This is a genomic window from Pseudomonas sp. GW821-FHT09A09 (assembly GCF_059418405.1).
In genome coordinates this window covers 37,868-63,763 of record NZ_JBWKPU010000012.1, presented here as the reverse complement: position 1 = coordinate 63,763, position 25,896 = coordinate 37,868, and the positions used below count along the sequence as shown (strand labels likewise).

The 25,896-nt window shown below is 60.1% G+C and carries 25 protein-coding genes; 13 read left to right on the top strand and 12 right to left on the bottom strand.

Annotated elements, in window-relative coordinates; all coding sequences use genetic code 11:
- Position 1: 1 nt before the first annotated feature.
- Positions 2-1,258, bottom strand: coding sequence for an AAA family ATPase (locus AC07OV_RS12870; protein ID WP_495092351.1), 1,257 nt, complete (start codon positions 1,256-1,258; stop codon positions 2-4).
- Between the two features lie 132 nt (positions 1,259-1,390).
- Between AC07OV_RS12870 and AC07OV_RS12865 the strand changes: the two genes are divergently transcribed.
- Together AC07OV_RS12865 and arfB are read left to right on the top strand one after the other, a co-directional pair.
- Positions 1,391-2,074: a pentapeptide repeat-containing protein gene (locus tag AC07OV_RS12865; RefSeq protein WP_495092350.1), complete on the top strand. Its 684-nt coding sequence runs from the start codon at positions 1,391-1,393 to the stop codon at positions 2,072-2,074.
- A 12-nt stretch (positions 2,075-2,086) separates the two neighbouring features.
- Entirely contained in the window at positions 2,087-2,500 is a 414-nt protein-coding gene (arfB, locus tag AC07OV_RS12860; protein ID WP_176994266.1) for an alternative ribosome rescue aminoacyl-tRNA hydrolase ArfB, read from the top strand.
- Here arfB and AC07OV_RS12855 read toward each other — a convergent pair.
- The 3 genes from AC07OV_RS12855 to AC07OV_RS12845 all read right to left on the bottom strand — a co-directional run bounded on the left by AC07OV_RS12855 (position 2,497) and on the right by AC07OV_RS12845 (position 4,640).
- Complete coding sequence (locus tag AC07OV_RS12855) at positions 2,497-3,693, bottom strand: MFS transporter (RefSeq protein WP_495092349.1); 1,197 nt, start codon at positions 3,691-3,693, stop codon at positions 2,497-2,499. The genes arfB and AC07OV_RS12855 overlap by 4 nt on opposite strands.
- A 104-nt stretch (positions 3,694-3,797) precedes the next feature.
- Positions 3,798-3,980, bottom strand: a complete 183-nt coding sequence (locus AC07OV_RS12850; RefSeq protein WP_495092348.1) for a hypothetical protein — start codon at positions 3,978-3,980, stop codon at positions 3,798-3,800.
- Positions 3,981-4,328: 348 nt separating this feature from the next.
- Positions 4,329-4,640, bottom strand: a complete 312-nt coding sequence (locus AC07OV_RS12845; protein ID WP_176994263.1) for an Mpo1-like protein — start codon at positions 4,638-4,640, stop codon at positions 4,329-4,331.
- Positions 4,641-4,800: 160 nt separating this feature from the next.
- On the opposite strand from AC07OV_RS12845, the gene AC07OV_RS12840 reads away from it, so the two are divergent.
- Positions 4,801-5,859, top strand: coding sequence for an AraC family transcriptional regulator (locus AC07OV_RS12840; protein WP_494997170.1), 1,059 nt, complete (start codon positions 4,801-4,803; stop codon positions 5,857-5,859).
- Here AC07OV_RS12840 and AC07OV_RS12835 read toward each other — a convergent pair.
- From AC07OV_RS12835 to AC07OV_RS12805, 7 genes are all read right to left on the bottom strand, one after another.
- Positions 5,816-7,270 (bottom strand): TrkH family potassium uptake protein, encoded by a 1,455-nt coding sequence (locus AC07OV_RS12835; protein WP_176994261.1) that lies wholly within the window; start codon positions 7,268-7,270, stop codon positions 5,816-5,818. The two genes, AC07OV_RS12840 and AC07OV_RS12835, sit on opposite strands and share 44 nt — an antisense overlap.
- A 250-nt stretch (positions 7,271-7,520) precedes the next feature.
- A complete protein-coding gene (locus AC07OV_RS12830) occupies positions 7,521-8,864 on the bottom strand; it encodes an imelysin family protein (protein ID WP_494997171.1) in 1,344 nt (447 codons plus the stop codon).
- A gap of 127 nt (positions 8,865-8,991) precedes the next feature.
- Entirely contained in the window at positions 8,992-11,043 is a 2,052-nt protein-coding gene (locus tag AC07OV_RS12825) for a putative bifunctional diguanylate cyclase/phosphodiesterase (protein ID WP_176994259.1), read from the bottom strand.
- 205 nt (positions 11,044-11,248) lie between these two features.
- Positions 11,249-11,494 (bottom strand): hypothetical protein, encoded by a 246-nt coding sequence (locus AC07OV_RS12820; RefSeq protein ID WP_176994258.1) that lies wholly within the window; start codon positions 11,492-11,494, stop codon positions 11,249-11,251.
- 128 nt (positions 11,495-11,622) lie between these two features.
- Positions 11,623-12,219 carry a superoxide dismutase gene (locus AC07OV_RS12815; protein WP_003212997.1) on the bottom strand — a complete coding sequence of 199 codons (597 nt, stop codon included), beginning with the start codon at positions 12,217-12,219 and terminating at the stop codon, positions 11,623-11,625.
- A gap of 178 nt (positions 12,220-12,397) precedes the next feature.
- Positions 12,398-12,997: a LysE/ArgO family amino acid transporter gene (locus AC07OV_RS12810; protein WP_495092347.1), complete on the bottom strand. Its 600-nt coding sequence runs from the start codon at positions 12,995-12,997 to the stop codon at positions 12,398-12,400.
- Between the two features lie 6 nt (positions 12,998-13,003).
- The gene (locus AC07OV_RS12805) at positions 13,004-13,405 is read right to left on the bottom strand and encodes an ACT domain-containing protein (protein ID WP_176994256.1); all 402 of its coding nucleotides are present in this window, start codon (positions 13,403-13,405) and stop codon (positions 13,004-13,006) included.
- Between the two features lie 99 nt (positions 13,406-13,504).
- On the opposite strand from AC07OV_RS12805, the gene AC07OV_RS12800 reads away from it, so the two are divergent.
- The 10 genes from AC07OV_RS12800 to AC07OV_RS12755 all read left to right on the top strand — a co-directional run bounded on the left by AC07OV_RS12800 (position 13,505) and on the right by AC07OV_RS12755 (position 24,872).
- Positions 13,505-14,398: a LysR family transcriptional regulator ArgP gene (locus AC07OV_RS12800; RefSeq protein ID WP_176994255.1), complete on the top strand. Its 894-nt coding sequence runs from the start codon at positions 13,505-13,507 to the stop codon at positions 14,396-14,398.
- A gap of 52 nt (positions 14,399-14,450) precedes the next feature.
- Entirely contained in the window at positions 14,451-15,449 is a 999-nt protein-coding gene (locus AC07OV_RS12795) for an NAD-dependent epimerase/dehydratase family protein (RefSeq protein ID WP_176994254.1), read from the top strand.
- 127 nt (positions 15,450-15,576) lie between these two features.
- The gene (locus AC07OV_RS12790) at positions 15,577-16,422 is read left to right on the top strand and encodes an ATPase (protein ID WP_495092346.1); all 846 of its coding nucleotides are present in this window, start codon (positions 15,577-15,579) and stop codon (positions 16,420-16,422) included.
- A gap of 244 nt (positions 16,423-16,666) precedes the next feature.
- Positions 16,667-17,926: a D-mannose isomerase gene (locus AC07OV_RS12785; protein WP_494997173.1), complete on the top strand. Its 1,260-nt coding sequence runs from the start codon at positions 16,667-16,669 to the stop codon at positions 17,924-17,926.
- Positions 17,927-18,030: 104 nt separating this feature from the next.
- Positions 18,031-19,317 carry an ABC transporter substrate-binding protein gene (locus AC07OV_RS12780; protein WP_495092345.1) on the top strand — a complete coding sequence of 429 codons (1,287 nt, stop codon included), beginning with the start codon at positions 18,031-18,033 and terminating at the stop codon, positions 19,315-19,317.
- A 153-nt stretch (positions 19,318-19,470) separates the two neighbouring features.
- On the top strand, positions 19,471-20,379 hold the full coding sequence (locus AC07OV_RS12775; RefSeq protein ID WP_017253695.1) for a carbohydrate ABC transporter permease: 909 nt from the start codon (positions 19,471-19,473) through the stop codon (positions 20,377-20,379).
- Complete coding sequence (locus AC07OV_RS12770) at positions 20,372-21,217, top strand: carbohydrate ABC transporter permease (RefSeq protein WP_495092344.1); 846 nt, start codon at positions 20,372-20,374, stop codon at positions 21,215-21,217. Before AC07OV_RS12775 ends, AC07OV_RS12770 begins: the two co-directional genes overlap by 8 nt.
- Positions 21,218-21,219: 2 nt before the next feature.
- Positions 21,220-22,380, top strand: coding sequence for an ABC transporter ATP-binding protein (locus AC07OV_RS12765; RefSeq protein WP_176994249.1), 1,161 nt, complete (start codon positions 21,220-21,222; stop codon positions 22,378-22,380).
- Between the two features lie 85 nt (positions 22,381-22,465).
- A complete protein-coding gene (locus AC07OV_RS12760) occupies positions 22,466-23,812 on the top strand; it encodes a carbohydrate porin (RefSeq protein ID WP_178925096.1) in 1,347 nt (448 codons plus the stop codon).
- 214 nt (positions 23,813-24,026) lie between these two features.
- Positions 24,027-24,872 (top strand): D-hexose-6-phosphate mutarotase, encoded by an 846-nt coding sequence (locus AC07OV_RS12755; protein WP_176994247.1) that lies wholly within the window; start codon positions 24,027-24,029, stop codon positions 24,870-24,872.
- Positions 24,873-24,985: 113 nt separating this feature from the next.
- On the opposite strand, the gene AC07OV_RS12750 is transcribed toward AC07OV_RS12755, so the two are convergent.
- The gene (locus tag AC07OV_RS12750) at positions 24,986-25,846 is read right to left on the bottom strand and encodes a MurR/RpiR family transcriptional regulator (RefSeq protein ID WP_174554056.1); all 861 of its coding nucleotides are present in this window, start codon (positions 25,844-25,846) and stop codon (positions 24,986-24,988) included.
- Between the last annotated feature and the right edge of the window lie 50 nt (positions 25,847-25,896).

Here is a 25,896-nt window from a genome sequence, read left to right as displayed (position 1 = left end):
TTCAGCTCCTGCTTAGAATCGGCAATCCGCGGTAGCGGCCTTCATAATAACGTTTCTCGATATCTTCACTGTCCCTTCCTTGAAAGTCGTGTACGGAAAACATTTGGGTTGCACCATTAGCATCACGTTCGGTAAGCCAGAACTGGTCTCGTCTCAGAAGTTTGGTATTCATGAGATGGGTGTCATGTGTTGTGAATATTAGTTGGGATTTTCCAACGCTATTCAAATGTTCTTGAACAAGGCTTTCGACGATTTTAGGATGCAAGCTACTATCGAATTCGTCGATAACTACAAGCATGTCTCTAATTGCGTGGCTTAAGTTAAGTAGTGGTAGCCAGAATGCTACAAGATTTTGAGTTCCGCCAGACTCCTCACTGAAGTCAAACTCAGCCTCTCCTAACGCGGTTGTATGTGTTAGCTTGGTTTTTGATTCTTTCTCAATTAATTTTGTGTACTCCCTGAAGCCAGAGGAATTTATGTCTATTTCTTTTAACTTTGGGCTCTCCTCAAAGCGTATGTTGGTGATGGGTACGTCTAGTCGTTGAAGGAGGTCTTGGAGTAATTCTTTCGCTTTTGAATCCCGCATAATGATAGTTCGAGAGGAAAGCGAAATTGAATTTATATCGTCCTGCTCCACGCAGATTGACGAAGACTTAAGCCAGTTATAAGGAGTCCTCAATTGCTGGAGTTTTTCGCTGCTATTAAGTACGGCTTGAGCCAAAAAAAGGCTTTTGGGGGAAGTAAGGTTCTTCCACGCCTCGTGAACAATAGTGTCGCCTTCCAGTGAGTCTCCTAGAATATATTTCTCCCCCGTTTCCGGATGGAATGTTCTTGAGTAAAGCAGTGTTTCCCGTCCTCTCGGGTACGAGATCAAAGACTCTTCAAAGACGCGTGTTGAGGTTGTGGATAGAAAATATTGGAAACGAAGACCGTTCTCAATGAAGTTGAACTCAAAGCAGCTCGGTTTATCTGCGAGCGCAGCATCGAATCGAAACGGGGCCACGGGTATCAAGTATTGGTTACTTGGCGATTGGTGTAATAGAGAAGAGATGACTTGAAGTGCTTTGATAAGGCTCGACTTGCCTGAAGCGTTAGGTCCGTAAATGGCGGCAACCTTTAACAACTTTGGCAGGTTTTCACCGATCACTTCTGGATCAAAAACGTTTTGCTTCTTTCCTAGACGAGGCGATGCCACCATCGACAAGGTCTGTTTCTCCCGAAAGGAGCGAAAATTACTGACAGAAAATTCGATTAACATGCAGAAAACCCGCAATTGATGATGCTCAGAGGATCCCAATATAGCCAAATACGAAGCTAGCTGCATTTTTTCTGCACTTCATGATGTTGCGAGTTAGACTCTCACCTCGTTCCTGCTCTTCATGAGACCTCCATGCACCACACCGACATCGACGGCGGCACCCTGCAGCGCGACGAGCTGGAAGACCTGATCGACAAACATGGCGGGCCTTTGCGGCTGGTGGGTGTCGACCTGAGTGGGGCCGACCTGTCGCGCATGGCATTGGACCAGTGGATATTCGAACGCTGTATCCTGGTCCAGGCCTCGTTCCTCGGCTCACGGCTGGAAGGCACGCAGTGGAAAAGCTGTCGCGCCGGCCAGGCGATCTTCGAAGCGGCGAATCTGTTGGAAGCGCAGTTCCACAGTTGCGACCTGAACAACACTCGCTGGCAACGCAGCAAACTGTCCCAGGCCCATTTTGAGCAGTGCAAGTTGACCGGCGCCAACTTTACCCATTGCGCTTCATTGGGCCTGAGCTTCAGTGAGAGCTTGCTCAACAGCGCGTTTTTATCCGGTTTGTCGTTTGCGCGTACCGTGCTCAATAACCTGGACTTTTCTGACAGCGACTTGTCGGACGCGGACTTTCGCAAGGCTGAACTGATCGACTGCAGCCTGGCCCATGCGCGCATCAACGGTGCCAACTTCGCTGGCGCGGATTTGCGTGGCGCGGATTTGAGCGGGTTTCGCCTCAATGATGCCAAACTGTTCAAAGGCGCCGTGATTTCCAAAGCCCAGGCGTCGATGTTGTTGTCCGAGTTGGGCTTGTCCGTTGCCTAAGGTTTTTCAGTGATGCTGGTCATTTCCAATAATGTGCACTTGCCCGATGCCGAGATCGAGCTGACCGCCATCCGCGCCCAGGGCGCCGGTGGGCAGAACGTCAACAAGGTGTCGAGCGCGGTGCATCTGCGCTTTGATATTCCAGCCTCGTCGCTGCCGGCGTTCTACAAGGAGCGCTTGCTCGCGCTGCGGGACAGCCGCATTACCAGTGAAGGCGTGCTGGTGCTCAAGGCCCAGCAATACCGGACCCAGGAGCAGAATCGCGCGGATGCATTGGAGCGTTTGGTGGAACTGATCCTCAGCGCCACCAAGGTGGAAAAGAAGCGCCGCCCGACCAAACCGACCCTGGGTTCGAAAAAGCGCCGCCTGGAATCCAAGACCAAGCGCGGCACGATCAAGGCCGGGCGCGGCAAGGTCGACTTCTAGGCGTCGCGCGCTTCGCGGGCTTTGGGGGCCTGGCGGTACAGGTAGACGCTGAGCAGCAACCCACCGCAGGCGGCCAGGGCGGCGAACAGGAAGATCGACGCAAAGCCAAAGCCTGCCGCCACGGCCCCTGCAAGCGGGCCGGTGATGCCCAGGGACAAATCGATAAACAACGAATAAGCCCCCACGGCCGAACCCCGGCTGGACGCAGGCACCAGGTTGACCGCCTCCACGCCCAGGGACGGAAACACCAGGGAAAAGCCGAACCCGCTCAACGCCGCACCGGCCAGGGCCAGGTTGGCATCCGGTGCCAGCCACAACAACAGCAGGCCGAGCACCTCTACCGACAAGCAGGCGATTGCCACGCGAAAGCCGCCGATCCGGTTGATCAAATTGCCAAACAGCAGGCGTGCGCCGATAAAACTGGCGCCGAACAGGCTCAAGGCCCACACCGCGTTATCCCAATGCTGGGTGGTGTAGTACAGCGTGATGAAGGTGGCGATGGTGCCAAAGCCGATCGAACCCAAGGCCAGGGCGCAGCCGTGGGGCAATACCCGGCCCAGCACGTTCATGAACGGCAGGCGCACGCCGGCAACGATAGGCGCGGCGACTTTATTCCAGGCCAGCATCAGGCCGACGACCGCCAGCAGAATAATGCTGACGCCCATGCTCCACAGCCCGAAGTTCCTGACCAGCAACACGCCCAGCGGTGCGCCGACGGCCAGCGCGCCGTAGCTGGCGATGCCGTTCCAGGAGATGACCTTGGCGGTATTCGCCGCACCGACGCGGCCAATGCCCCAACCGATGGCGCCGGAACCTACCAGGCTTTCGGCGCTGCCCAGCACCAGTCGGCCGATCAACAGGCTGCCCAGGCTCAAGGCCGGCAAGCTGGAAAAGAATGCCGCGAATAACATGAACACGCCGCTCAGGCCGCAACCGGCCAAACCGATCAGCACCGCGCGCTTGCTGCCCAGGTTGTCGATGATTTTGCCCGCATACGGGCGGCTCAGCAGGGTGGCCAGGTATTGCACGCTGATCACCAGGCCGGCGATCACCGCGCCATAGCCCAGTTCACTGTGCACATAGCCCGGCAATACGGCGAGGGGAATGCCGATGTTCAGGTAGCCGATAAAGGTAAACAACACGATGGAAACGACTTGCAGCGTGACCGCCATGGGGCGCTGGGTATCTGGCATGGGAAAGGTCCACTGTCGCAGCAGGTAAAGATAGGCTGCTAATGATACCGGTGCTTTGGCCTGCGCAGGGCGGCAAAAGCAAAAAACGTCAGCTCAAAAAGACGTCAGGGCTGGGCAGGGGCCAACAGTTGGGTGGTCACCAGGGCGGCCAGGGCGTTTTCCTGGGTGCCGAAGCGCTTGAGCAGCAGGGCTTGTTTGTCGGGGCTCAGACGGTTCCACACGTCGACCATCTGCAGGGCAGCGTCGAGAACGGCGGCGTCGGGAGAGTCGGGGAGGGTGTCGGTCATCGCGGTATCCAAAGTCTTCAGGCAGTGTGGAAAGCGCTCAAAGTTGCGCTTTCCACACGGTCTGTTACGGCGTCAGTCTTGGCGTTTGCTGTCGACTGGTTTTGCTTCTTTGGCCTCAGGCTGCTTGGTGCTGGCCTGCTGCGGTGTTGGCTGCTCGGTTGGGTGCAGGCTTGGGAAGGGGAGATTAGGTATCTCGTGCATCGTCGTCGCTCCTCGCAAGGTCTGTTTTATCAATCGCAGGTGATTCCGCGCTCTCAAAAAGCCTTGGCAGGATACAGCACCTAAAATGACAAAAAGATTTTTATCTCGACGGATGTACGAACTTTCACGCTTAAAACGGTCGTGGGGCTAGAACGGCACCTTGCCCAGGATCATGTCACGGTACATCACAAAATCCCCCAACAGGCTGTAGAACGGGTGCTGGAAGGTCGCCGGGCGGTTTTTTTCGAAGAAGAAATGGCCGACCCAGGCAAAGCTGTAACCGGCTATCGGCAAGGCGATCAGCAGGCCCAATGAACCTCTGCCGATGGCATAGGCCAGGATGCCGATCACCAGCGTGGTGCCGATAAAGTGCAGGCGCCGGCAGGTGCTGTTGCTGTGTTCGCTCAGGTAATACGGGTAGAACTCAGCGAAGCTATTGAATTGTCTGACATTTTCCACTGTAGCCGGCCCTCTCGTTATTGTGGTGCCCAACAGATGTTCGGCGGGGAGCTTATTTGAGTCTAGAGTGATCAGTGGTAACAGCCAGTGACAATAGATGCCACTTTAGTATCCTTGGCTTCCTGGCTGCCGTTTAAGCCTGCTTTTTTAAGAAGACGCCATGAGCGAACGAACAACTTCTGCAAGCTGGGCGATGGGGATAGTCAAGGCGTTGGAAATGGACGGCCTGGACTGCCGTGCCTTGTTCAAGCAGCTGGGCCTGGACTATGCCGCCCTCAGTGACCCTGATGCGCGTTTTCCACAAGACTCCATGACCCGGCTCTGGCAGCGGGCGGTCGAGCTGTCGGGCAACCCGGCGATAGGCTTGAACATGGGCAAGGTGGTGCGCCCTGCATCCTTTCATGTGGCCGGTTATGCGCTGATGTCCAGCAACACGCTGGCCGAAGGCTTTATGCGCCTGGTGCGCTACCAGCGGATCATCGCTGAAAGTGCCGACCTGAGTTTCCGACTGTTGCCCGAAGGCTATGCGCTGATTCTGACGGTGCATGGTGACCACTTGCCGCCCACCCGACAAAGCGCCGAGGCCTCGCTGGCCAGCGCCCTGGCGCTCTGCGGCTGGTTGACCGGACGTACCCTGCAGCCGCGCAAGGTGCTGTTGCAAGGCGATCAGCCGGTGGACCTGGCGCCCTATAAACAAGCCTTCCACGCCCCCCTGGAATTCAACGCACCCTATGACGCGTTGATTTTCGAGCGGGCCGACATGGACGCGCCGCTGCCCACGGCCAACGAGGCCATGGCGCTGTTGCATGATCGGTTTGCCGGTGAATACCTGGCGCGTTTTTCGGAAAGCCGCGTGACCCACAAGGCGCGGCAGGTGCTGTGTCGCCTGTTGCCCCAGGGCGAGCCCAAGCGTGAGGTGGTCGCCCAGACCCTGCACCTGTCCCAGCGCACGCTGCAGCGGCGTTTGCAGGAGGAAGGCACCAGTTTCCAATCGCTGCTCGACGACACCCGCCGCGAATTGGCCGAGCAGTACCTGGCACAGCCGAGCATGACCCTGCTGGAAATCGCCTACCTGCTGGGGTTTGCCGACCCGAGCAATTTCTTCCGCGCGTTTCGCCGCTGGTTCGACGCCACGCCCGGCGAATACCGGGCGCGTTTGCTGGAAGCCTCGACGGTCAGTGACGCCAGAACGCCGGAATGCACAGAACAAAGACTGTAATGATCTCCAGCCGTCCCAGCAGCATGCCGAACGACAGGATCCACTTGGCCGCATCCGGCAGGCTGGCGAAGTTGCCGGCCGGGCCAATGGTCTCGCCCAGGCCCGGGCCCACGCCTGAAACGGTGCTGGCGGCGCCGGTCAACGCGGTCATCCAATCCAGCCCAAGCAGCGACAAGGCCAGGGCAATGGCGCAGATGGTGATGGCGAAGAAGAACGAAAAGGTCAGGATCGAGCGGACGATTTCTTCATCGAGGCGGTGGCCGTTGTACTTCTGCTTGATCACCGCGCGCGGGTGAATCAGCTGGTTCAAGTTGGCCTTGAGCAGGATATAGGCGACCTGGAACCGGAAGATCTTGATGCCGCCCGCCGTAGAGCCGGAACAGCCGCCGACAAAGCCCAGGTAGAAGAACAGCATCAGTGAGAAGTTGCCCCAGATGCTGTAGTCCCCCAGCGCAAAACCGGTCGTGGTGACCACGGACGTGACGTTCACCGCCACATGCCGCAGCGCGTCCAGCCAGTGCAGGTCGGTGGTCCACCAGTACCAGGTGCCCAGCACCAGCCAGGTCACGATCAACAGGCCGAGCAAGCCTTGTACCTGCTGATCCTTGATCAGTGCCCGACGGTTGCCGCGCAGCGTGGCCACATACAGGGTGAACGGCAGGCTGCCGAGGATCATCACCACCACCGCCACCCAGTGCACGGCAGGCTGTTTCCAGTGGGCAAGGGACTCATCGGAGGTGGAGAAACCCCCGGTGGAAATGGCTGACATCGCGTGGTTGATCGCGTCGAACAGGCCCATGCCGGCCCACCAGAACGCCAGGCTGCCGAGGATCGTGATGCCCACATACGTCGCCACGATCAGCCGCGCCACCATGTGTGAGCGGGGCATGACCTTTTCCGAGCGGTCCGAGGACTCGGTCTGGAACAGGCGCATGCCACCGATGCGCAGCAGCGGCAGGATCGCCACCGCCATGCCGATAAAGCCGATGCCGCCGAGCCAGTGCAGCAGCGAGCGCCACATCAAGATGCCCGGGGACATGCTGTCCAGCCCGCTCAGCACCGTGGAACCGGTGGCGGTGATGCCGGACATGCTTTCAAAAAACGAGTCGGTGTAGCTGATGTGCTGGGTCAGCAGAAAGGGCAGGGCGGCGAACACGCACACCACCACCCAGCTGGTGACGGTGAGCAGGTACATGTCCCGGGGACGCAGGTGCACATGCTCGGGGCGGCCGGGAATGACCAGGGCTAGGCCGGCGATAAAGGTGATCATGCTGGCCCACAGGAACGAGGGCAGGTCTTGTGTGCGTTCGAAGATCACCAGGGTGGCCATCGGGACGACCATGGCGATCGCAAGGGTGATCAGGAAGATGCCGATGATGAAACCGATGATGCGTAGGGTCGGCAACGCCATGAAATGTGCTCGGGTGATTGGGCAGAGGCGCCATTCTACCTGCGGTGCAGAGCATGTAAACCGGGGCTTGGGAGCAACGTAGATCAACTGTGGGAGCTGGCTTGCCTGCGATAGCAGTGGGTCAGCAACATCTTCATTAACTGATACGCCGCTATCGCAGGCAAGCCAGCTCCCACAGGAGTATGGGGTGGCTGAGAGTGCGCGCATAAAAAAGGCGACCCGAAGGTCGCCTCTCTCAACACCGCACGAATCAGAACTCGTGATCAGCGTTGTCCGGGTTCAGGTCGCTGATGCCCAGCTTGCCGGCAGCGGCTTCGATCGAACCGGTCTGCTTGACCAGTGCCGCGATGGCGTCGCGCACGATCTGGTTGCCCTGGTCGTTACCGGCAGCGATCAACTGATCGTAGTGCTCGCCTTTGTTGGCGTGGTCAACCATGACCTGGATCTTCGCTTCGGTCGACGCCAGGTCGGCCTTGAGCGCGCTGTCGGCAGCCGGGTCGGCCTTGGCCACCAGGGACGACAGGCTGGCGCCGGTCATCTTGGTGCCGTCGACACGGGTGTACTCGCCCAGGTAGACGTTGCGGATGCCCTTGGCGTCGTAGAAGTGCGAGTTGTGGGTGTTGTCGCTGAAGCAGTCTTGCTCGTCTTCTGGCGAGTTGGCTTCCAGGGAAACCTTCATGCGCTCACCGGCCAGTTCGCCCAGGGACAGGCTGCCCATGCCGAACAGCATTTTGCGCAGGCCGTCGGTGGCAGGTTCTGCCTCCAGGGTGGCGCGGTAGTTGTCTTCGACGTTGGGTTTCCAGTTGCCGACCATTTCTTCCAGGTCGCTCACCAGCAGTTGGGTCACGGCGCGCAGGTAAGTACGGCGACGCTCGTTGTTGCCGCCCGTGGCGCCGTCGCCGGTCAGGTAGTCGGAGGCAGGGCGGTTGCCCGCGCCAGGGCCGGTGCCGTTGAGGTCCTGGCCCCAGAGCAGGAATTCGATGGCGTGGTAGCCGGTGGCAACGTTGGCTTCGGAACCGCCCAGCTCATTGAGGCTGGCGAGTTTTTCCGGGGTGATGTCCTTGACGTCGACCTTGTCTTCGCCGACCTGGATCTCGGTATTGGCGATGATGTTGGCGTTGGCGCCCGGGTTGCCCAGGGCGTGCTCGTAGGATTTGTCGACGTAGTCGATCAGGCCTTCGTCCAGGGGCCAGGCGTTCACTTGGCCTTCCCAGTCGTCGATGATGGTGTTGCCGAAGCGGAACACTTCGCTCTGCAGGTACGGCACGCGCGCGGCGATCCAAGCAGTACGGGCTGCTTTCAGGGTTTCGTCGTTCGGGTTGGCCAGGAACGTGTCGATGGCGGTTTGCAGGGTTTTTGCAGTGGACTCGGCGTCGCTGTACACCGCGAATACCATGTCAGCGTAATGCGCGACCACGGCTTTGGCGGCCGTTTCGTCGACCTGGCCTGCTGGGGTGGCAGCCGCTGGAGCGGTAGTGCTGGCAGCCGGGGTCGGCGCCTGGTTTGCGGCGGCCTTGTCTTTACCTTCGCCGCAACCGGCGAGAGAAATGGCAATGGCCAGCAGACTGGCGGTGGCCAGGGGCATACGAATCATGGCGAACATCCTGCTTCGGTTGTTGATAGGGCGCGCGGGGGAGCGCAAAAACTGCGACATAATGCGAAAGATTTGCATTTTGTGTAAAGGTTTATGCGAGGGAAATATTTAGTATCGTTTTGCTGTTTCAGAGAATCGCCGCGTTGTTGCGCTCGGACTGCTTCAGAAAGGCCGCCAGCTCCCGGGCCTGCAGCGGTTTGCTGTAGTGGTAGCCCTGACCTTCGTGGCAGCCTTCGGAGATGATGTAGGCCTCTTGTTCGGCGGTTTCCACCCCTTCGGCGATCACCTGCATCCCCAGGCTTTTGCCCAGTTGGATGATGGCGCGCACGATGGTCGCATCGTCGTCGTCATCGAGCAGATCTTGCACGAAGCTCTTGTCGATCTTGATCTTGTCCAGCGGCAGGCTCTTGAGGTAACTCAGCGACGAATAGCCGGTGCCGAAGTCATCGATGGCGATCAGCGCCCCGGAGCGACGCAGACTCAGCAAGTGTTGGGCGGCGGTGCTGATGTCTTCCATCAGGCCGGTCTCGGTGACTTCCAGTTCCAGGCTGCGCGGCGGCAGGCGGTAGATCTGCATCAGGTTGTTGACCACCCGCGGCAGCTCGGTGTGGTGCAGTTGCACTGTGGACAGGTTGACCGCCATGCGCAGGTCGGTGAAGCCCAGGTCATGCCATTCGCGCAACTGCCGGCAAGCCTGGTCCAACACCCACTCGCCGATCGGAATAATGGTGCCGTTCTGTTCCGCCAGCGGGATGAACAGGTCCGGCGGCACCAGGCCGTGTTCCGGGTGCTGCCAGCGAATCAGCGCTTCCACGCCCACCACGCGATGGTCGCGGTAGCTGATCTGAGGTTGGTACACCAGGTGGAATTGCTCGCGGTTCAGGGCCTCGCGCAGGTCTTTTTCCAGCTCCCGGCGCCGGCGCATTTCGCTGTCGACGCTAGCGATATAGAACTGATAGCGGTTGCGCGAGCGGCTCTTGGCCAACGTCATGGTCTGTTCGGCTTTTTGCAGCAGCTTCTCGGTGCTGTCGCCGTCTTCCGGGAACAAGGTGATGCCGATGGTGGCGCGCAGGCGAATCTGCTCGTGCTCCAGGGCGAACTCGGCTTCCAGGTCATCGAGGATGCTTTGCGCCAGTTCGGCGGCTTCGTAGGGCTGGTCGATATCGGCCTGTACCAGCGCGAATTGGTCACCGCCCAAGCGGGCGAGGGCACCCAGGCGGCCACTGTGGGCGCGCAGACGGTCAGCCAGGGCCAGCAGCAGTTTGTCACCGGCCTGGTAGGTGAACTGTTCGTTGACGCTTTTGAAGTCATCCAGGCCCACGCACAACACCGCCACGCGACGCTGACGGCGGCCGGCGTCGATCAGGATCTTGTCCAGTTGCTCCTGCAATTTCTGGCGGTTCGGCAAACCGGTGAGAAAGTCGTACTGGGCCATGCGCAGCAGGCTGGTTTCGGCCTCATGGCGCAAATGAGTGTTGCGTTCGATGGATTCGAGCAACTGGTTGGCGGTGTTTATCCACAGCCCCAGCTCGTTGCGTTCATGGCCTTTGAGCAGCGGGATCTTGTGTTCGCTGGGCCGGTCCGGGTTGATCGAGGTCAGGTGTTCGATAATCCGCGACAACGGCTTGGTCAGCAGCCAGTGATAGACCAGGTACAGCACCAGGCCCATGGCCAAGGCGCGCAGCACGCCAGAAATGAAGATGATCACCGAACTGACCAGAAAGCCCTTGCCGTAAGTGGCGGTGTCCAGGGTGATGCTCAGGTCGCCGTAATACTCGCTGTAGGGGCCTTTGCCGACCAGTGAGGTGGTGAAGGTGCGTTCCTGGCCAAGAATCAGGTCGGTCAGCCAGCGAGAGGGCGATTGCTGAAGTGCGCGGCTTTTTTCGGCGAGCATGGTTTCGTTGGGATGACCGATAGAGGCCATGCGCACGGCATCGTCCTGGAACAGGCCTTCGATCACTTGCATGCCCATCTCGCGGTCCAGGCTGTAGACAGCCTGGGTCGAGGGGTCGCGAAACATGTCGAGGATACGCTGGGCATCACCGGCCACGGCCTGGCGCGTCTTGTAGGCATCGAAAACGATCTGCGCCGCACTCAGTGCCACGCCCACGATCAATGCCGACAGCAGCACAACCCGTAGCAACTTCACCGACAAGCTGTTTTTGAGTTCCAGCTTCAAAGGGTCATTCCTTGTTCCATGCGGGTAGCCTCAATATGCCATGAGTATTGGCAATCTCGTGATGGCAGTCAAAGGAACATTGGGGCAAAGGCGGGTTAAAGATGATCTGGCGGGGGAGGCAATGAGGGAAGGGCAAGGCGGATTGACACCCGCCTGCCTGAAGAGACCTGACCGCTGATGGGCGGCGCCTCAATCAAGTGGACGGTTACGCCGACTTGGGAAGGTCGAAAGTGATCTTTTTATCGACAGTGGTCGCAAAGTTGATGGTTCCAGACTGGTTAGCGTCTGAAGTGTCTTCGCCGAAAATCTTTTTTGCCGCCCCATCGGCGAAGGGTTGAAGGAGCGCTGAGGCCGCTTTGACAACTTCGCCCGCGACGGGAAGTGCCGCTTTCACGAGATCGCCAACCAGTGGAATAGCGGCTGTTGCTGCGGCGGCTGCTGCAATGGACATATTGAATTCTCCGACAGGTAGTAGAGGTCAATTCCTCTCCCTCCCTGCGTGGTTCGTGTCGTGGCTCTGGTTCCATCGCCCACAAAAAAGCCCGGCAATCACCGGGCTTTTTTTACTGCAAGGGTTGCTTAGGCAGTGAAGGTTTTGCCTTCGAACTGCTCAGCCACGAACTTCCAGTTGACCAGGTTCCAGAACGCTTCCACATACTTTGGACGCACGTTGCGGTAGTCGATGTAGTAGGCGTGTTCCCAGACGTCGCAGGTCAGCAGCGGGGTGTCGCCGCTGGTCAGCGGGTTGCCGGCGCCGATGGTGCTGGCCAGGGCCAGGGAACCGTCAGCCTTTTTCACCAGCCAGCCCCAACCGGAACCGAAGGTACCGACGGACGTCTTGGTGAACTCTTCCTTGAACTTGTCGAACGAACCGAACGCAGCGTTGATGGCTTCAGCCAGCGCGCCGGTAGGTTGGCCACCGGCGTTTGGCGCCAGGCAGTTCCAGTAGAAGGTGTGGTTCCAGACCTGAGCGGCGTTGTTGAAGATGCCGCCCGAGGAGGATTTGACGATCTCTTCCAGGGTCTTGCCTTCGAACTCGGTGCCAGGCACCAGGTTGTTCAGGTTCACGACATAGGTGTTGTGGTGCTTGTCGTGGTGGTATTCCAAGGTTTCCTTGGAAATGTGCGGCTGCAGGGCATCGTGTGCGTAGGGCAGCGGCGGCAATTCGAAAGCCATGATGATTCTCCTAATCAGGTCAGTTGCGGTGAGCGCAAGGCCGATCACGGGCGGCCAAACAAGCGCCGGGGAGTTTGTACTCTTTGCGGCGCAGGGTCCGGATCATAGCACCGGGGGTGCGGCAAAACCACGCAACAACTGTGTGGGATAGAGGTTCCAGAGCGTTTTGGAATATTCGCTACGCGGCAATCAATTGATAAGCCACGCTGAACATCATCGCCGCCACCAGCAGGTCCAGCAGACGCCACGTTGCGGGGCGTGCCAACCAGGGCGCCAGCCACGCAGCGCCGAGCGCCAGGGTGGCGAACCACAGCAACGACGCGCTGGCCGCCCCCGCGACATAAGCGCCGGGTTCGGTTTGTTGCGCGCCCAGCGAGCCGATCAGCAGCACGGTGTCCAGGTACACGTGAGGATTGAGCAACGTCACGGCCAGGGCGCTGAGCAACACGGCACGCAATGAGCGCACCTTTAGGTTATCGCCTTGTTCAAGGCTTTGTTTGGAAAACGCCCGGCGCAATGCCAGGGTGCCGTACCACAGCAGGAACGCCGCGCCGCCCCAGCGCGCAACTGCCAGCAACAGTGGGTTCTGTGCCAGCACCGTGGCCAGGCCGAACACGCCCGCAGCCACCAGCAACGCATCGCATACCACGCACAGCGCCGCCACGGGCAAGTGGTGCTCACGGCGCAGGCTTTGCGCCAGCACAAATGCGTTCTGTGTGCCGATGGCCATGATCAGGCCCAGGGCCACCAACAGCCCGTTCAGGTAGCTTTGCCACATAGTGAGTTACTCCGCGTCTGCTGCCAGTTGCCGCAGCACGCCCATGGCGCGCTCGGCATCGGCGCGGCCGACAAACAGGTGGTCGTGGTAGAAACCGGCGATCACGTTGCAACTGATGCCAGCCTTGCCCAAGGCGCTGGCAAACGCGGCCGTCAGGCCAACGGCTTCAAGGGCCGAATGCACATTCAGGGTTATCCAGGCAGCGACGTAGTCGAAGCTCAGCCCGGCGTCTTCTGCTTGTTGGCGCTCGACAATCAGCGTCAGGCCTTCCTGTTCTCGAAAGCTGCCGATCGCCTCGCACCCTGGCGGGATACGGTTGTCGGGCAGGGTGCAGAACACGTAGTCACCGTCATTGAGTTGCGGGCTCATGCTGCGCAGCAGGGTTGCCAGGGCGGTTTCGCCAGCCATGTGAAGTTCCTTGAAGTAGAGAGAAGCAATGCTGGTCATTCTCACGGGCTACGCTGTATAAGAAAAACCAATATTGCTGATCGCTCATTAGAGAAACTGATGTTCGACTATAAATTGCTTTCCGCCCTGGCGGCGATCGTGGAACAGGCCGGTTTCGAGCGTGGCGCCCAGGTGTTGGGGCTGTCGCAATCGGCGATCTCCCAGCGCATCAAGTTGCTGGAAGCCCGTATCGGTCAACCTGTGCTGGTGCGCGCTACGCCGCCGACGCCCACCGATATCGGCCGCCGCCTGCTCAACCATGTGCAACAGGTGCGGCTGTTGGAGCGTGACCTGCAAAGCCAGGTGCCGGCGCTGGACGAAGAGGGTATGCCCGAGCGCCTGCGCATCGCCCTGAATGCCGACAGCCTCGCCACCTGGTGGGCCGAAGCGGTCAGTGGCTTTTGCGCCGAGCAGCACTTGTTGCTGGACCTGGTGGTGGAGGACCAGACCGTGGGCCTCAAGCGCATGCGTGCCGGTGAAGTGGCGGCCTGTATCTGCGCCAGCGAGCGCCCGGTGGCCGGTGCCCGCAGCCTGTTGCTCGGTGCCATGCGCTATCGGGCGCTGGCCAGTCCGGCCTTTATTGCGCGGCATTTCCCAAACGGTGTGCGCGCGGATCAGTTGGCCCGGACTCCGGCGCTGGTGTTCGGCCCGGATGATTTCCTGCAACACCGCTACCTGGCTTCCTTGGGCGTGGACGGTGGTTTTGAACACCATTTGTGCCCCTCGTCCGAAGGGTTTATCCGCCTGACGGAGGCTGGTCTCGGCTGGGGCCTGGTGCCCGAATTGCAGGTACGTGACCAACTGGAAAAGGGCGTTTTACTGGAGTTATTGCCAGATAAGCCCATCGATGTGCCGCTGTACTGGCATCATTGGCGCAGTGGCGGGCAATTGTTGGGCTTGTTGACCGACCATCTGGCCCAGGCGTGTGGCCAATGGCTGGTGCCGTTGGCGTGACAGCGGGCGTCAAGGCAACAGCGATGAAAAACGAAAGAGCACGGGGTAATACATGAAAATTCTGGTCACCGGCGCAAGCGGCTTCATTGGCGGGCGCTTTGCGCGTTTCGCCTTGGAGCAGGGCCTGGACGTACGGGTCAACGGGCGACGCGCCGAAGGTGTGGAGCACCTGATACGGCGTGGCGCCGAGTTTATCCAGGGTGATCTGAATGACGCCGACCTGGTGCGCGACCTGTGCCGCGATGTCGAAGCCGTGGTGCATTGCGCCGGTGCCGTCGGGTTGTGGGGCAAATACCAGGACTTCCACCAAGGCAACGTGCTGGTGACGGAAAACGTCGTCGAAGCCTGTCTGAAACAACGGGTGGGGCGCCTGGTGCACTTGTCGTCGCCGTCGATCTACTTTGATGGGCGCGACCACCTGGGTCTGACCGAAGAGCAAGTACCCAAGCGCTTCAAGCATCCTTACGCCGCCACCAAGTACCTGGCCGAGCAAAAGGTGTTTGGCGCCCAGGAGTTCGGCCTGGAGGTGATTGCCCTGCGCCCGCGCTTTGTCACCGGCGCCGGGGACATGAGCATTTTCCCGCGTCTGCTGAAGATGCAGCGCAAGAACCGCCTGGCCATCGTCGGCGACGGCTTGAACAAGGTCGACTTCACCAGCGTGCACAACCTGAACGAGGCGCTGCTCAGCAGCCTGCTGGCCACGGGCTCGGCCTTGGGCAAGGCCTACAACATCAGCAATGGCACGCCGGTGCCGGTGTGGGATGTAGTGAACTACGTGATGCGCCAGATGGACATGCCGCAGGTCACCCGGTATCGGTCCTACGGCCTGGCCTACAGCGTGGCGGCGTTGAACGAAGCGTTCTGCGCGATGTGGCCGGGGCGTCCGGAGCCGGCGTTATCACGCTTGGGCATGCAAGTGATGAACAAAGATTTCACCCTCGACATCAGCCGGGCGAGGCATTATCTGGACTACGAGCCCAAGGTCAGCCTGTGGACCGCCCTCGACGAGTTCTGCAGTTGGTGGAAAGCCCAGGATCCGGGGCTCAAGTAAGCTCACATCAGGCAACACATCGGGAACCGAATTCGAGGTTTCAGGTCGACCAGTGCGGCGCGGGCGCGGTTTATACTCCGGTCGCTCGGCTTTCCAGGCAGCCATCTCACCGATTCAGGGTTGATACATGCGTAACGATGCTAACGACGATTTCGACAATGTTCCCAGCCTGCGGGCAGACCACGGGGACGATGATGATTTCGAGCCGACTCCCGCCACCTCCGTGCGTTCGCGCACGACGCCGGTGGTCAAGGTCAAGAGTGCCAGCACCGGCCCGCTGTGGGCGCTGGTCGGCGCGCTGCTGATCGCCTTCGCCGGCCTCGCCTGGTGGAGCTTCCAGCAGATCTCCCTGATGGGCCAGCAACTGGTCGCCACCCAGGAAAGTTTCGCGCGCATCAGCGAAGAAGCGGCAGGGCGCCTGCAGGATATTTCCGGCAAGGTAGTGGCCAGCGAAGCCAGCGTGAACAATGGCAGTGAAGCCCTCAAGTTGCAGATCAAGCAGTTGGAAAGCCAGTTGCTGGAACAGGGCAAACAGCAGGTCGGCGTCGCCGGCCAGGCCACCGTGCTGGACCAGCGCCTGGCGCAGATGACCGCCAGCACCACCGACCTGTCGAACGCCAACGCCAAGCTGCAAGGGCAGGTCCAGGCCCTGACCGACGCCGTAGCGACTTTGAAAGCCGCGCAAGGTGATGCAGGCAAGCGTGATACCGAGATCAAGGACTTGTCCGCCGACGTGGCCGCCCTGAAGAAGCAGGGCAACCCGAGCGCGGCCATCGCCCGTCTCGAGCAGGACCTGGTGGTGTTGAAGAGTGCCCAGGACAACCAGCCGGGCAACAGCGACGCGCCGACCAACAAGGAGTTCGACGTGTTCCGCATCCAGACCACGCGCAACATCACCACCTTGCAAAGCCAGGTGCAGAACCTGCAACAGCAGCTCAGCGCGCCGGCACGGGTCACTCCGCTCGGCCAGTGAGAATCGATGGTGCGACCAGGCTCATCAGGTAGGTCCTGGCCCAAACTGTAGGAGCTGGCTTGCCAGCGATGGCGGTGGGTCAGTCACAGGGTGGCTGACTATTAGAGTGCTATCGCTGGCAAGCCAGCTCCTACGCCTGACTATTGTCACTGGCCTGTGACATTTCCCTTGCCCTTCGTTACTTGCCCCCACCTCGCCCTTGTTTAGACTCCGGTCATCCCACAAAAAATAATAAGGGCCACCCATGACCACACACCCACTGCCTGCCAGCAGTTGGCTGAACGCACCTGCCCATCACGCCTGGCTCGCCAATGAAGGCCAGCGCCTGCTGTCGTTCGCCAAGGCCTCTCGACTGCCCGAGGGCTTCGGCAACTTGGACGACAACGGCCAACTGCCCGCCGATGCCCACGCCGAGACCATGAACACCGCCCGCATGACCCACAGCTTTGCCATGGCCCACGCCATGGGGTTGCCCGGTTATGCCGATCTGGTAGCGCACGGTGTGGCCGCCCTGAGTGGTCCCCTGCGTGATAGCGAGCACGGTGGTTGGTTCGCCACGCCTCACGCGCGGGATGGCAACCGTGGCAAAGCAGCCTACCTGCATGCGTTCGTCGCGCTCGCCGCCAGCTCGGCGGTGGTGGCCGGCGCGCCCGGCGCACAGAATCTGTTGAACGACGCTATCCATATCATCGACCAGTTCTTCTGGAGCGAGGAGGAGGGCGTGATGCTCGAGTCCTTTGCCCAGGACTGGAGCGGCATCGAAGCCTACCGTGGCGCCAACAGCAACATGCACGCCACCGAGGCCTTTCTGGCCCTGGCCGATGTCACCGGCGACACGCGCTGGCTGGACCGTGCGTTGCGCATCGTCGAGCGTGTTATCCACACCCATGCGGCGGGCAACCAGCACATGGTCATCGAGCACTTTGACGCCCACTGGCAACCCCTGCTCGGTTACAACGAAGACAACCCCGCCGACGGCTTTCGCCCCTATGGCATCACCCCCGGCCACGGTTTTGAATGGGCGCGGTTGGTGCTGCACCTGGAAGCCGCCCGCCTGCAGGCCGGGCTCGCCACGCCCGACTGGCTGGTGACCGACGCCAAGGGCTTGTTCGCCAGCGCCTGCGAGTACGCCTGGGCCGTGGACGGTGCGCCCGGCATCGTCTACACCCTGGACTGGAGCCAGCGCCCCGTGGTGCGTGAGCGCCTGCACTGGACCCACGCCGAGGCCAGCGCCGCCGCGCAAGCGCTGCTCAAGCGTACCGGCGAGCTGCATTACGAGACCTGGTACCGACGCTTCTGGGAGTTCTGCGAAACCCATTTCATCGACCGTCTGCACGGCAGTTGGCATCACGAACTGAGCCCGCAAAACCAACCCAGCAGCAAGATCTGGGGCGGCAAACCCGACCTGTACCATGCCTGGCAAGCGGTGTTACTGCCTGCGTTACCCTTGGCACCCAGCATGGCCAGCGCTCTGGGGCGCGGCGCTTATGTCACGAGCTGGTGACATTTGTGCGTCCCTTTGTTACCTGCGCCTGGAAAATCCCTGTTTAAACTCCGTGCAGCGCAAGCTCTAGACTTGCATGCATAACAACAAGAAAAGGTACTCAGATGAACGCGATTAATCGCCTCGCCGTAGCTATTTCCATTGCCTCGTTGTTTCCCCTCAGTGCATTTGCCGCCGACTCGAAAGGGACGGTTGAAGTTGTGCATTGGTGGACCTCGGGTGGTGAAAAAGCGGCTGTAGATGTCCTGAAGGCCCAAGTTGAGAAAGACGGCTTCACCTGGAAAGACGGCGCTGTCGCCGGCGGTGGTGGTGCTACCGCCATGACCGTGCTGAAAAGCCGCGCAGTCGCTGGCAACCCGCCAGGCGTTGCCCAGATCAAAGGCCCGGACATCCAGGAATGGGCGTCGACTGGCCTGCTCGACACCGACGTGCTCAAGGACGTCGCCAAAGAAGAGAAGTGGGACTCGCTGCTCGACAAAAAAGTCTCCGACACCGTGAAGTACGAAGGCAACTACGTTGCCGTACCGGTGAACATTCACCGCGTGAACTGGCTGTGGATCAACCCGGAAGTCTTCAAGAAAGCCGGGATCACCAAGAACCCAACCACCCTTGAAGAATTCTACGCAGCCGGCGACAAGCTCAAAGCGGCGGGCTTCATTCCGCTCGCCCACGGTGGCCAGCCTTGGCAGGACAGCACTGTATTCGAAGCCGTGGTTTTGTCGGTGATGGGTGCAGATGGCTACAAGAAAGCCCTGGTTGACCTGGACAACGCCGCGCTGACCGGCCCGGAAATGGTCAAGGCCCTGACTGAGCTGAAGAAAGTCGCGACCTACATGGACGTCGACGGCAAAGGCCAGGACTGGAACCTGGAAGCGGGCAAAGTCATCAATGGCAAGGCCGGCATGCAGATCATGGGTGACTGGGCCAAGTCTGAATGGACCGCTGCCAAGAAAGTCGCCGGCAAGGACTACGAGTGCGTAGCCTTCCCGGGCACCGACAAAGCCTTCACCTACAACATCGACTCCCTGGCGGTGTTCAAGCAAAAAGACAAAGGCACTGCTGCCGGTCAGCAGGACATCGCCAAAGTCGTGCTGGGTGAAAACTTCCAGAAAGTCTTCAGCATCAACAAGGGTTCGATCCCTGTTCGTACCGACATGCTCAATGAAATGGACAAGCTCGGCTTCGACTCCTGCGCCCAGACCGCTGCCAAAGACTTCCTGGCAGACGCCAAGACCGGCGGCCTGCAGCCAAGCATGGCCCACAACATGGCCACCACCCTGGCTGTGCAAGGTGCGTTCTTTGATGTCGTGACTAACTACATCAACGACCCGAAAGCCGACCCGGCCGACACCGCCAAGAAACTCGGCGCTGCGATCAAGTCAGCCAAGTGATGCTTTTGTAGGAGCCGGCTTGCCGGCGATGCAAACAACGCGGTGTGTCGGTTACACCGAGTTGGCTGCATCGCAGGCAAGCCAGCTCCCACACAAACCGCGCTCCGGCAGAGAGTCACCCTGTAGCCCTTTTTCCCTGTACTGGATTTTCCCATGAGTTCTGTTGCTGTGTTCAGCAAGGCCTCGCCGTTCGATGCACTGCAGCGCTGGCTTCCCAAACTGGTGCTGGCGCCGAGCATGTTCATCGTGCTGGTGGGCTTTTACGGCTACATCCTGTGGACGTTCGTGCTGTCGTTCACCAACTCCACCTTCCTGCCCAGCTACAAATGGGCCGGCCTTGCGCAATACGCCCGGTTGTTCGACAACGACCGCTGGTGGGTAGCGAGCAAGAACCTGGCGGTTTTCGGTGGGATGTTCATCGGCATCACCCTGGTCATCGGCGTGACACTGGCGATCTTCCTCGACCAGAAAATCCGCCGCGAAGGCTTTATCCGCACCATTTACCTGTACCCGATGGCGCTCTCCATGATCGTCACCGGTACCGCCTGGAAATGGCTGCTCAACCCGGGCATGGGCCTGGACAAACTCCTGCGGGACTGGGGCTGGGAAGGCTTCCGTCTCGACTGGCTGATCGACCCGGACCGCGTGGTCTACTGCCTGGTGATCGCGGCCGTGTGGCAAGCCTCCGGCTTCATCATGGCGATGTTCCTCGCCGGCCTGCGCGGTGTGGACCAATCGATCATCCGCGCCGCCCAGATCGACGGCGCCAGCCTGCCGCGCATCTACTGGAGCGTGGTGCTGCCAAGCCTGCGTCCGGTGTTCTTCAGTGCGGTGATGATCCTGGCGCACATTGCGATCAAGAGCTTCGACCTGGTGGCGGCCATGACCGCCGGCGGCCCGGGCTACTCGTCCGACCTGCCTGCGATGTTCATGTACTCGTTCACCTTCAGCCGTGGCCAGATGGGTATGGGTTCGGCCAGTGCAATCCTGATGCTCGGTGCGATCCTCGCGATCATCGTGCCTTACCTCTACTCCGAGCTGAGGACCAAGCGTAATGACTAGTCTCGCTTCCAAACCTTCCATCAGCCTGAGCCGCATCGCGATCTACGCGGTGCTGATCATCGCGGTGCTGCTGTACCTGGTACCGCTGGTGGTGATGTTGCTCACCAGCTTCAAGACCCCGGAAGACATCAGCACCGGCAACCTGCTGAGCTGGCCGACCGTGGTCACCGGCATCGGCTGGGTCAAGGCCTGGGCCACCGTGGACGGCTACTTCTGGAACTCGATCAAGATCACCGTTCCGGCTGTGCTGATCTCCACTGCCATCGGTGCGTTGAACGGCTATGTGCTGTCGTTCTGGCGCTTCAAGGGCTCGCAACTGTTCTTCGGCCTGCTGTTGTTCGGCTGCTTTCTGCCGTTTCAGACCGTGCTGCTGCCAGCGTCGTTCACCCTTGGCAAGATGGGCCTGGCCAGCACCACCACCGGCCTGGTGTTTGTGCACGTGGTCTACGGCCTGGCGTTCACCACGCTGTTCTTCCGTAACTACTACGTGAGCATCCCGGACGCGCTGATCAAGGCCGCGCGCCTGGACGGTGCGGGTTTCTTCACGATCTTCCGCCAGATCATTCTGCCGATGTCCACGCCGATCATCATGGTCTGCCTGATCTGGCAGTTCACCCAGATCTGGAACGACTTCCTGTTCGGTGTGGTGTTCTCCAGCGGTGACTCGCAGCCCATCACGGTGGCGCTGAACAACCTGGTCAACACCAGCACCGGGGCCAAGGAATATAACGTTGATATGGCAGCGGCGATGATCGCCGGGTTGCCGACCCTGCTGGTCTATGTGATCGCAGGCAAGTATTTCGTGCGCGGCCTCACGGCCGGCGCGGTCAAGGGGTAATCATGGCTACGCTTGAACTTCGCAATGTAAACAAGACCTATGGCGCCGGCCTGCCCGACACCTTGAAGAACATCGAACTGTCGATCAAGGAAGGCGAATTCCTGATCCTGGTCGGCCCTTCGGGTTGCGGTAAATCCACGCTGATGAACTGCATCGCTGGCCTTGAAACCATCACGGGCGGCGCGATCATGATCGGCGACCAGGACGTGAGCGGCATGAGCCCCAAGGATCGCGACATCGCCATGGTGTTCCAGTCCTACGCGTTGTACCCGACCATGAGCGTGCGCGAGAACATCGAGTTCGGCCTCAAGATCCGCAAAATGCCCCAGGCCGATATCGACGCCGAAGTGGCGCGCGTAGCCAAGCTGCTGCAGATCGAGCACCTGCTCAATCGCAAGCCGGGCCAGCTGTCCGGTGGCCAGCAACAGCGTGTGGCCATGGGCCGCGCCCTCGCACGTCGCCCGAAGATCTACCTGTTCGACGAACCGCTGTCCAACCTCGACGCCAAGCTGCGTGTCGAGATGCGTACCGAAATGAAACTGATGCACCAGCGCCTCAAGACCACCACGGTCTACGTGACCCACGACCAGATCGAAGCGATGACCCTGGGCGACAAGGTGGCGGTCATGAAGGACGGCATCATCCAGCAGTTTGGCACGCCCAAAGAGATCTACAACAACCCGGCCAACCAGTTCGTGGCGAGCTTCATCGGTTCGCCGCCGATGAACTTCGTGCCCGTGCGCCTGCAACGCAAGGACGGCCGCCTGGTGGCCCTGCTCGACAGCGGCCAGGCCCGTTGCGAGCTGGCGTTGAACATGAACGATGCGGGCCTCGAAGACCGTGACGTGATCCTCGGCCTGCGCCCTGAGCAGATCTTGCTGGCAGCGGGCGAGGGCAATGGTTCGTCGAGCATTCGCGCCGAAGTCCAGGTCACCGAGCCGACCGGCCCGGACACCCTGGTGTTCGTGCAACTCAATGACACCAAGGTCTGCTGCCGTCTGGCGCCGGATGTGGCGCCGCAGGTTGGCGAGACCCTGACCCTACAGTTTGACCCGGCCAAAGTGTTGCTGTTTGACGCCAAGACCGGTGAGCGCCTGGGCACTGCTTCTTCATCGCCTACACAAGGGCATGCCGACAATGTGGCTCAATTCAAAGGCCGCTGAAGTAGATAACTTGTTGTTTTAGCTAAAAAAAGTAAACCGCGTTAGATAAAAACAGTTTAATAACAATAAAGACGAGGATGTAGGGATGAAAAAGCAACACAACAACACTCGGCTGATCTGCCAACTGTCAGCAGCAGCAGCCCTGGTATTGTCCGCCAATGCGATGGCGGCCGATGCATTCAGCTCCGATTCCAAGTGGATGACCGGCGATTGGGGTGGTGAGCGTACCAAGCTGATCGAGCAAGGTATCGACATCAAGGCTGACTACGTTGGGGAAGTCGGTGGCAACCTGCACGGTGGCTACAACAACGACAAAACTGCCCGTTACGCTGACCAGTTCGGTCTGGGCGTAGCACTGGATCTGCAAAAGCTGTGGGGCTGGGACAACACCCAGGCCAAGATCCAACTGACCAACCGTAATGGCGCAAACATCTCCAATGACCGTATTGGCGACCCGCGTGCCGGCACCTTGAGTTCGTCTCAAGAGGTTGATGGCCGTGGCCACATGGTGCGTCTGACCCAGTTCTGGATTCAGCACCAGATGTTCGACAACAAGCTGGATGTGAAACTCGGTTACTTCGGTGAAGGCGAAGACTTCAACACCTTCCCATGCGACTTCCAGAACCTGTCGTTCTGCGGCTCGCAAGTGGGTAACTACGTGAACACCTGGTACAACTGGCCGGTGAGCCAGGCGGCTATCCGCGTGAAGTACAACATCACGCCAGAGCTGTATGCGCAAATCGGTGCGTACAACCAGAACCCGTCGCAGCTGGAGCACGGCAACGGCTTCAAGCTCAGCGGCAGTGGCACCAAGGGCACCGTGATCCCGGTGGAATTGGTCTGGTCGCCGAAGGTCAATGGCCTGCCGGGCGAATACCGTGTGGGTTACTACAAGAGCACCGCCGATGCCAACGACGTACGTGAAGACGTCAACGGTAACGACGCTGGCACCACCGGCGCGGCCTTCCGTGTCCGTAGCAGCAAGACCGGCTACTGGGGTGTGCTGCAACAACAACTCACCACGCACAATGGCGACGCTTCCCGCGGCCTGAACATCGCGGCCAACGTGACCTTCCACGACAAGGACACCAACCTGGTCGACAACTACCAGTCGTTGATGCTGGTCTACAAAGGTCCATTCGACGCGCGCACCAAGGATGACGTCGGTATCGGTGTTTCCCGTATCCACGCCAACAGTGACGTGAAGAAAAACGCCGAGCTGCTCAATGCTGCTGGTGGCTTCACCGACTACGACCAATCGGGTTTCGCACCGCTGCGTAACACCGAGTACAACGTCGAAATCAACTACGGCTTCCACGTCACCAACTGGCTGACCGTGCGTCCCAACCTGCAATACGTCGCCAACCCAGGCGGTGTGAAAGAAGTCGACAACGCGTTGGTAGCGGGCCTGAAAATTCAGTCTACGTTCTAACGTTGTTGCGATAAGCTCCTTCTCTCTGTGCGCATTTTGCGGGTAGCCATGGCTACCCGCTTTTTTTTGAGGAAGGGGAGCACATCTCCCTGTGGGAGCTGGCTTGTCGGATCGCCGCACCGCTGCGATCCAGGCGGCTCGGTACAGCAGGCAAGCTGCGTTGATGCCATCGCAGGCAAGCCAGCTCCCACAAAGACATTCAGGACCGTGGCACATGCATGAGCATCCGCTGCAACGCTTTTTCAAATCCCTGCGCGAGCGACCGGTGTTCGCCTGGGAACGCTTTCAGATGCGCGACGTGTTGGTGATCGACCACCCGTTGTGCCAGGCGGTGTTCAGCCGCCAGGGCGCGCAACTGCTGCATTTTCAGCCGCGGGGCCAGAAGCCCTGGCTCTGGTGTGCGGCCAAGTGGCCCCAGGTCGGCGCCATCCGTGGTGGTGTGCCGGTGTGCTGGCCCTGGTATGGCCGCCATCCGAGCGAGAACGCCTGGCCGTCCCATGGCTGGGCGCGGCTCATCGACTGGAAACTGCTCGACAGCAGCACCGACGAGGACGGCGTACACCTGCACTGGCAATTGCAGCTGTGCGACTGGCAGGTCGACCTGCACGCGCACCTGGGCGAAACCCTGGAGCTGCGCCTGAGCACCGAGCATCAGGACGAGTTGCCGTGCCAGTTGAGCCATGCATTGCACGCGTATTGGCGTATTGGTCACGTTGACGAGATAGCGCTGTCTGGGCTCGATGGTGCGCAAGGTTACGACCAGCTCAACCGCCAGGTCTGTCAGCAGGAAGGCGAGCTGCGGGTGGAGGGCGGGTGCCAACGGGTGTTCCAACACGAGGGCGAACTGCAGCTCAAGGACCACGCCTGGCAGCGTGAGCTGTGCATCGACACCGGCGACAGCGCAGACACCGTGGTGTGGCATCCCGGCAGCCGGCCCTTGTTGGGGGTGAGCTTCAACGAGGCGTCGGGGTTTGTGTGCGTAGAGTCGGCGATGGCCGGGGCGAGTCTGGCGCCGGGGGAGAGGGCGCACCTCAGTTTGCAGGCTAGGGCTGGGGTTTAGCGGTGAGGCTGATGGCGCCATCGCAGGCAAGCCAGCTCCCACATTTGGAATGCATTCCCCTGTGGGAGCTGGCTTGCCTGCGATAGGGTCGGTACGGCTGGCGGAGATTCCTGCTAGTTGAACTCATCCCCCACCGGATACCGGCTGTCATTCAAGCTCTCTTTGATCTTGCGCAGATGCGGCTGGAAATCCACCCCGCGACGCAACGTCATGCCGGTCGCCAGCACGTCCAGCACCGTCAGCTGGATGATCCGCGAGGTCATCGGCATGTAGATGTCGGTGTCCTCCGGCAACGGAATATTCAGGCTCACCGTACTGGCCTTGGCCAGCGGCGAGTTCTCGGCGGTCACGCCGAGTACCGAGGCGCCGTTGCTGCGGGCAATCCGCGCCACTTCCACCAACTCACGGGTACGCCCGGTGTAGGAGATGATCACGAACAACTCGCCGGTATGCGCCACCGAGGCGATCATGCGCTGCATCAGCACGTCGGCATGGGCGGTCACGGCGAGGTTGAAGCGGAAGAACTTGTGCAGCGCATCCATGGCCACCGGTGCCGAAGCGCCCAGGCCGAAGAAGTGGATCTGCCGCGCCTGGATCAACAGATCCACGGCTTTGCTGATCAGGGCCGGGTCCAGGGCCTGGCAGGCGCTGTCCAGGGACGCAATGGCGCTGCCAAAGATCTTCTGCGTGTACGCCTCAGGGTTATCATCGGCTTCCACGGCGCGGCTGACGTACGCGGCGCCACTGGCCAGGCTTTGCGCCAGCTGCAATTTCAGTTCAGGGTAACCGCTCACGCCGAACGAACGGCAGAAACGGTTGACCGTCGGTTCACTGACCGAGGCGGCCTGGGCGAGGGCGGCGATCGAGAAGCGGGTGGCCTGCTGCGGGTTGAGCAGGATGACTTCTGCGACTTTGCGCTCGGCCTTGTTCAATTCTTCGAGGCGGTTCTGGATCTGTTCCAGAAGATTTCGCACGCGGTCCATTCAGTCTTTCCTTCGGGCGACGATGCAAATTAAGGGCGGCA

Bases quoted from the DNA above. Each gene is read 5' to 3' on its own strand.
- AC07OV_RS12795 (WP_176994254.1), top strand. From the start codon at position 14,451: ATGAAAATTCTGGTCACCGGCGCAAGCGGCTTCATTGGCGGGCGCTTT.
- AC07OV_RS12870 (WP_495092351.1), bottom strand. From the start codon at position 1,258: ATGTTAATCGAATTTTCTGTCAGTAATTTTCGCTCCTTTCGGGAGAAA.
- AC07OV_RS12805 (WP_176994256.1), bottom strand. From the start codon at position 13,405: ATGGCTGGCGAAACCGCCCTGGCAACCCTGCTGCGCAGCATGAGCCCG.
- AC07OV_RS12775 (WP_017253695.1), top strand. From the start codon at position 19,471: ATGAGTTCTGTTGCTGTGTTCAGCAAGGCCTCGCCGTTCGATGCACTG.
- arfB (WP_176994266.1), top strand. From the start codon at position 2,087: ATGCTGGTCATTTCCAATAATGTGCACTTGCCCGATGCCGAGATCGAG.
- AC07OV_RS12810 (WP_495092347.1), bottom strand. From the start codon at position 12,997: ATGTGGCAAAGCTACCTGAACGGGCTGTTGGTGGCCCTGGGCCTGATC.
- AC07OV_RS12800 (WP_176994255.1), top strand. From the start codon at position 13,505: ATGTTCGACTATAAATTGCTTTCCGCCCTGGCGGCGATCGTGGAACAG.
- AC07OV_RS12780 (WP_495092345.1), top strand. From the start codon at position 18,031: ATGAACGCGATTAATCGCCTCGCCGTAGCTATTTCCATTGCCTCGTTG.
- AC07OV_RS12765 (WP_176994249.1), top strand. From the start codon at position 21,220: ATGGCTACGCTTGAACTTCGCAATGTAAACAAGACCTATGGCGCCGGC.
- AC07OV_RS12820 (WP_176994258.1), bottom strand. From the start codon at position 11,494: ATGTCCATTGCAGCAGCCGCCGCAGCAACAGCCGCTATTCCACTGGTT.
- AC07OV_RS12840 (WP_494997170.1), top strand. From the start codon at position 4,801: ATGAGCGAACGAACAACTTCTGCAAGCTGGGCGATGGGGATAGTCAAG.
- AC07OV_RS12815 (WP_003212997.1), bottom strand. From the start codon at position 12,219: ATGGCTTTCGAATTGCCGCCGCTGCCCTACGCACACGATGCCCTGCAG.
- AC07OV_RS12790 (WP_495092346.1), top strand. From the start codon at position 15,577: ATGCGTAACGATGCTAACGACGATTTCGACAATGTTCCCAGCCTGCGG.
- AC07OV_RS12865 (WP_495092350.1), top strand. From the start codon at position 1,391: ATGCACCACACCGACATCGACGGCGGCACCCTGCAGCGCGACGAGCTG.
- AC07OV_RS12830 (WP_494997171.1), bottom strand. From the start codon at position 8,864: ATGATTCGTATGCCCCTGGCCACCGCCAGTCTGCTGGCCATTGCCATT.
- AC07OV_RS12770 (WP_495092344.1), top strand. From the start codon at position 20,372: ATGACTAGTCTCGCTTCCAAACCTTCCATCAGCCTGAGCCGCATCGCG.
- AC07OV_RS12785 (WP_494997173.1), top strand. From the start codon at position 16,667: ATGACCACACACCCACTGCCTGCCAGCAGTTGGCTGAACGCACCTGCC.
- AC07OV_RS12755 (WP_176994247.1), top strand. From the start codon at position 24,027: ATGCATGAGCATCCGCTGCAACGCTTTTTCAAATCCCTGCGCGAGCGA.
- AC07OV_RS12760 (WP_178925096.1), top strand. From the start codon at position 22,466: ATGAAAAAGCAACACAACAACACTCGGCTGATCTGCCAACTGTCAGCA.
- AC07OV_RS12835 (WP_176994261.1), bottom strand. From the start codon at position 7,270: ATGGCGTTGCCGACCCTACGCATCATCGGTTTCATCATCGGCATCTTC.
- AC07OV_RS12855 (WP_495092349.1), bottom strand. From the start codon at position 3,693: ATGCCAGATACCCAGCGCCCCATGGCGGTCACGCTGCAAGTCGTTTCC.
- AC07OV_RS12850 (WP_495092348.1), bottom strand. From the start codon at position 3,980: ATGACCGACACCCTCCCCGACTCTCCCGACGCCGCCGTTCTCGACGCT.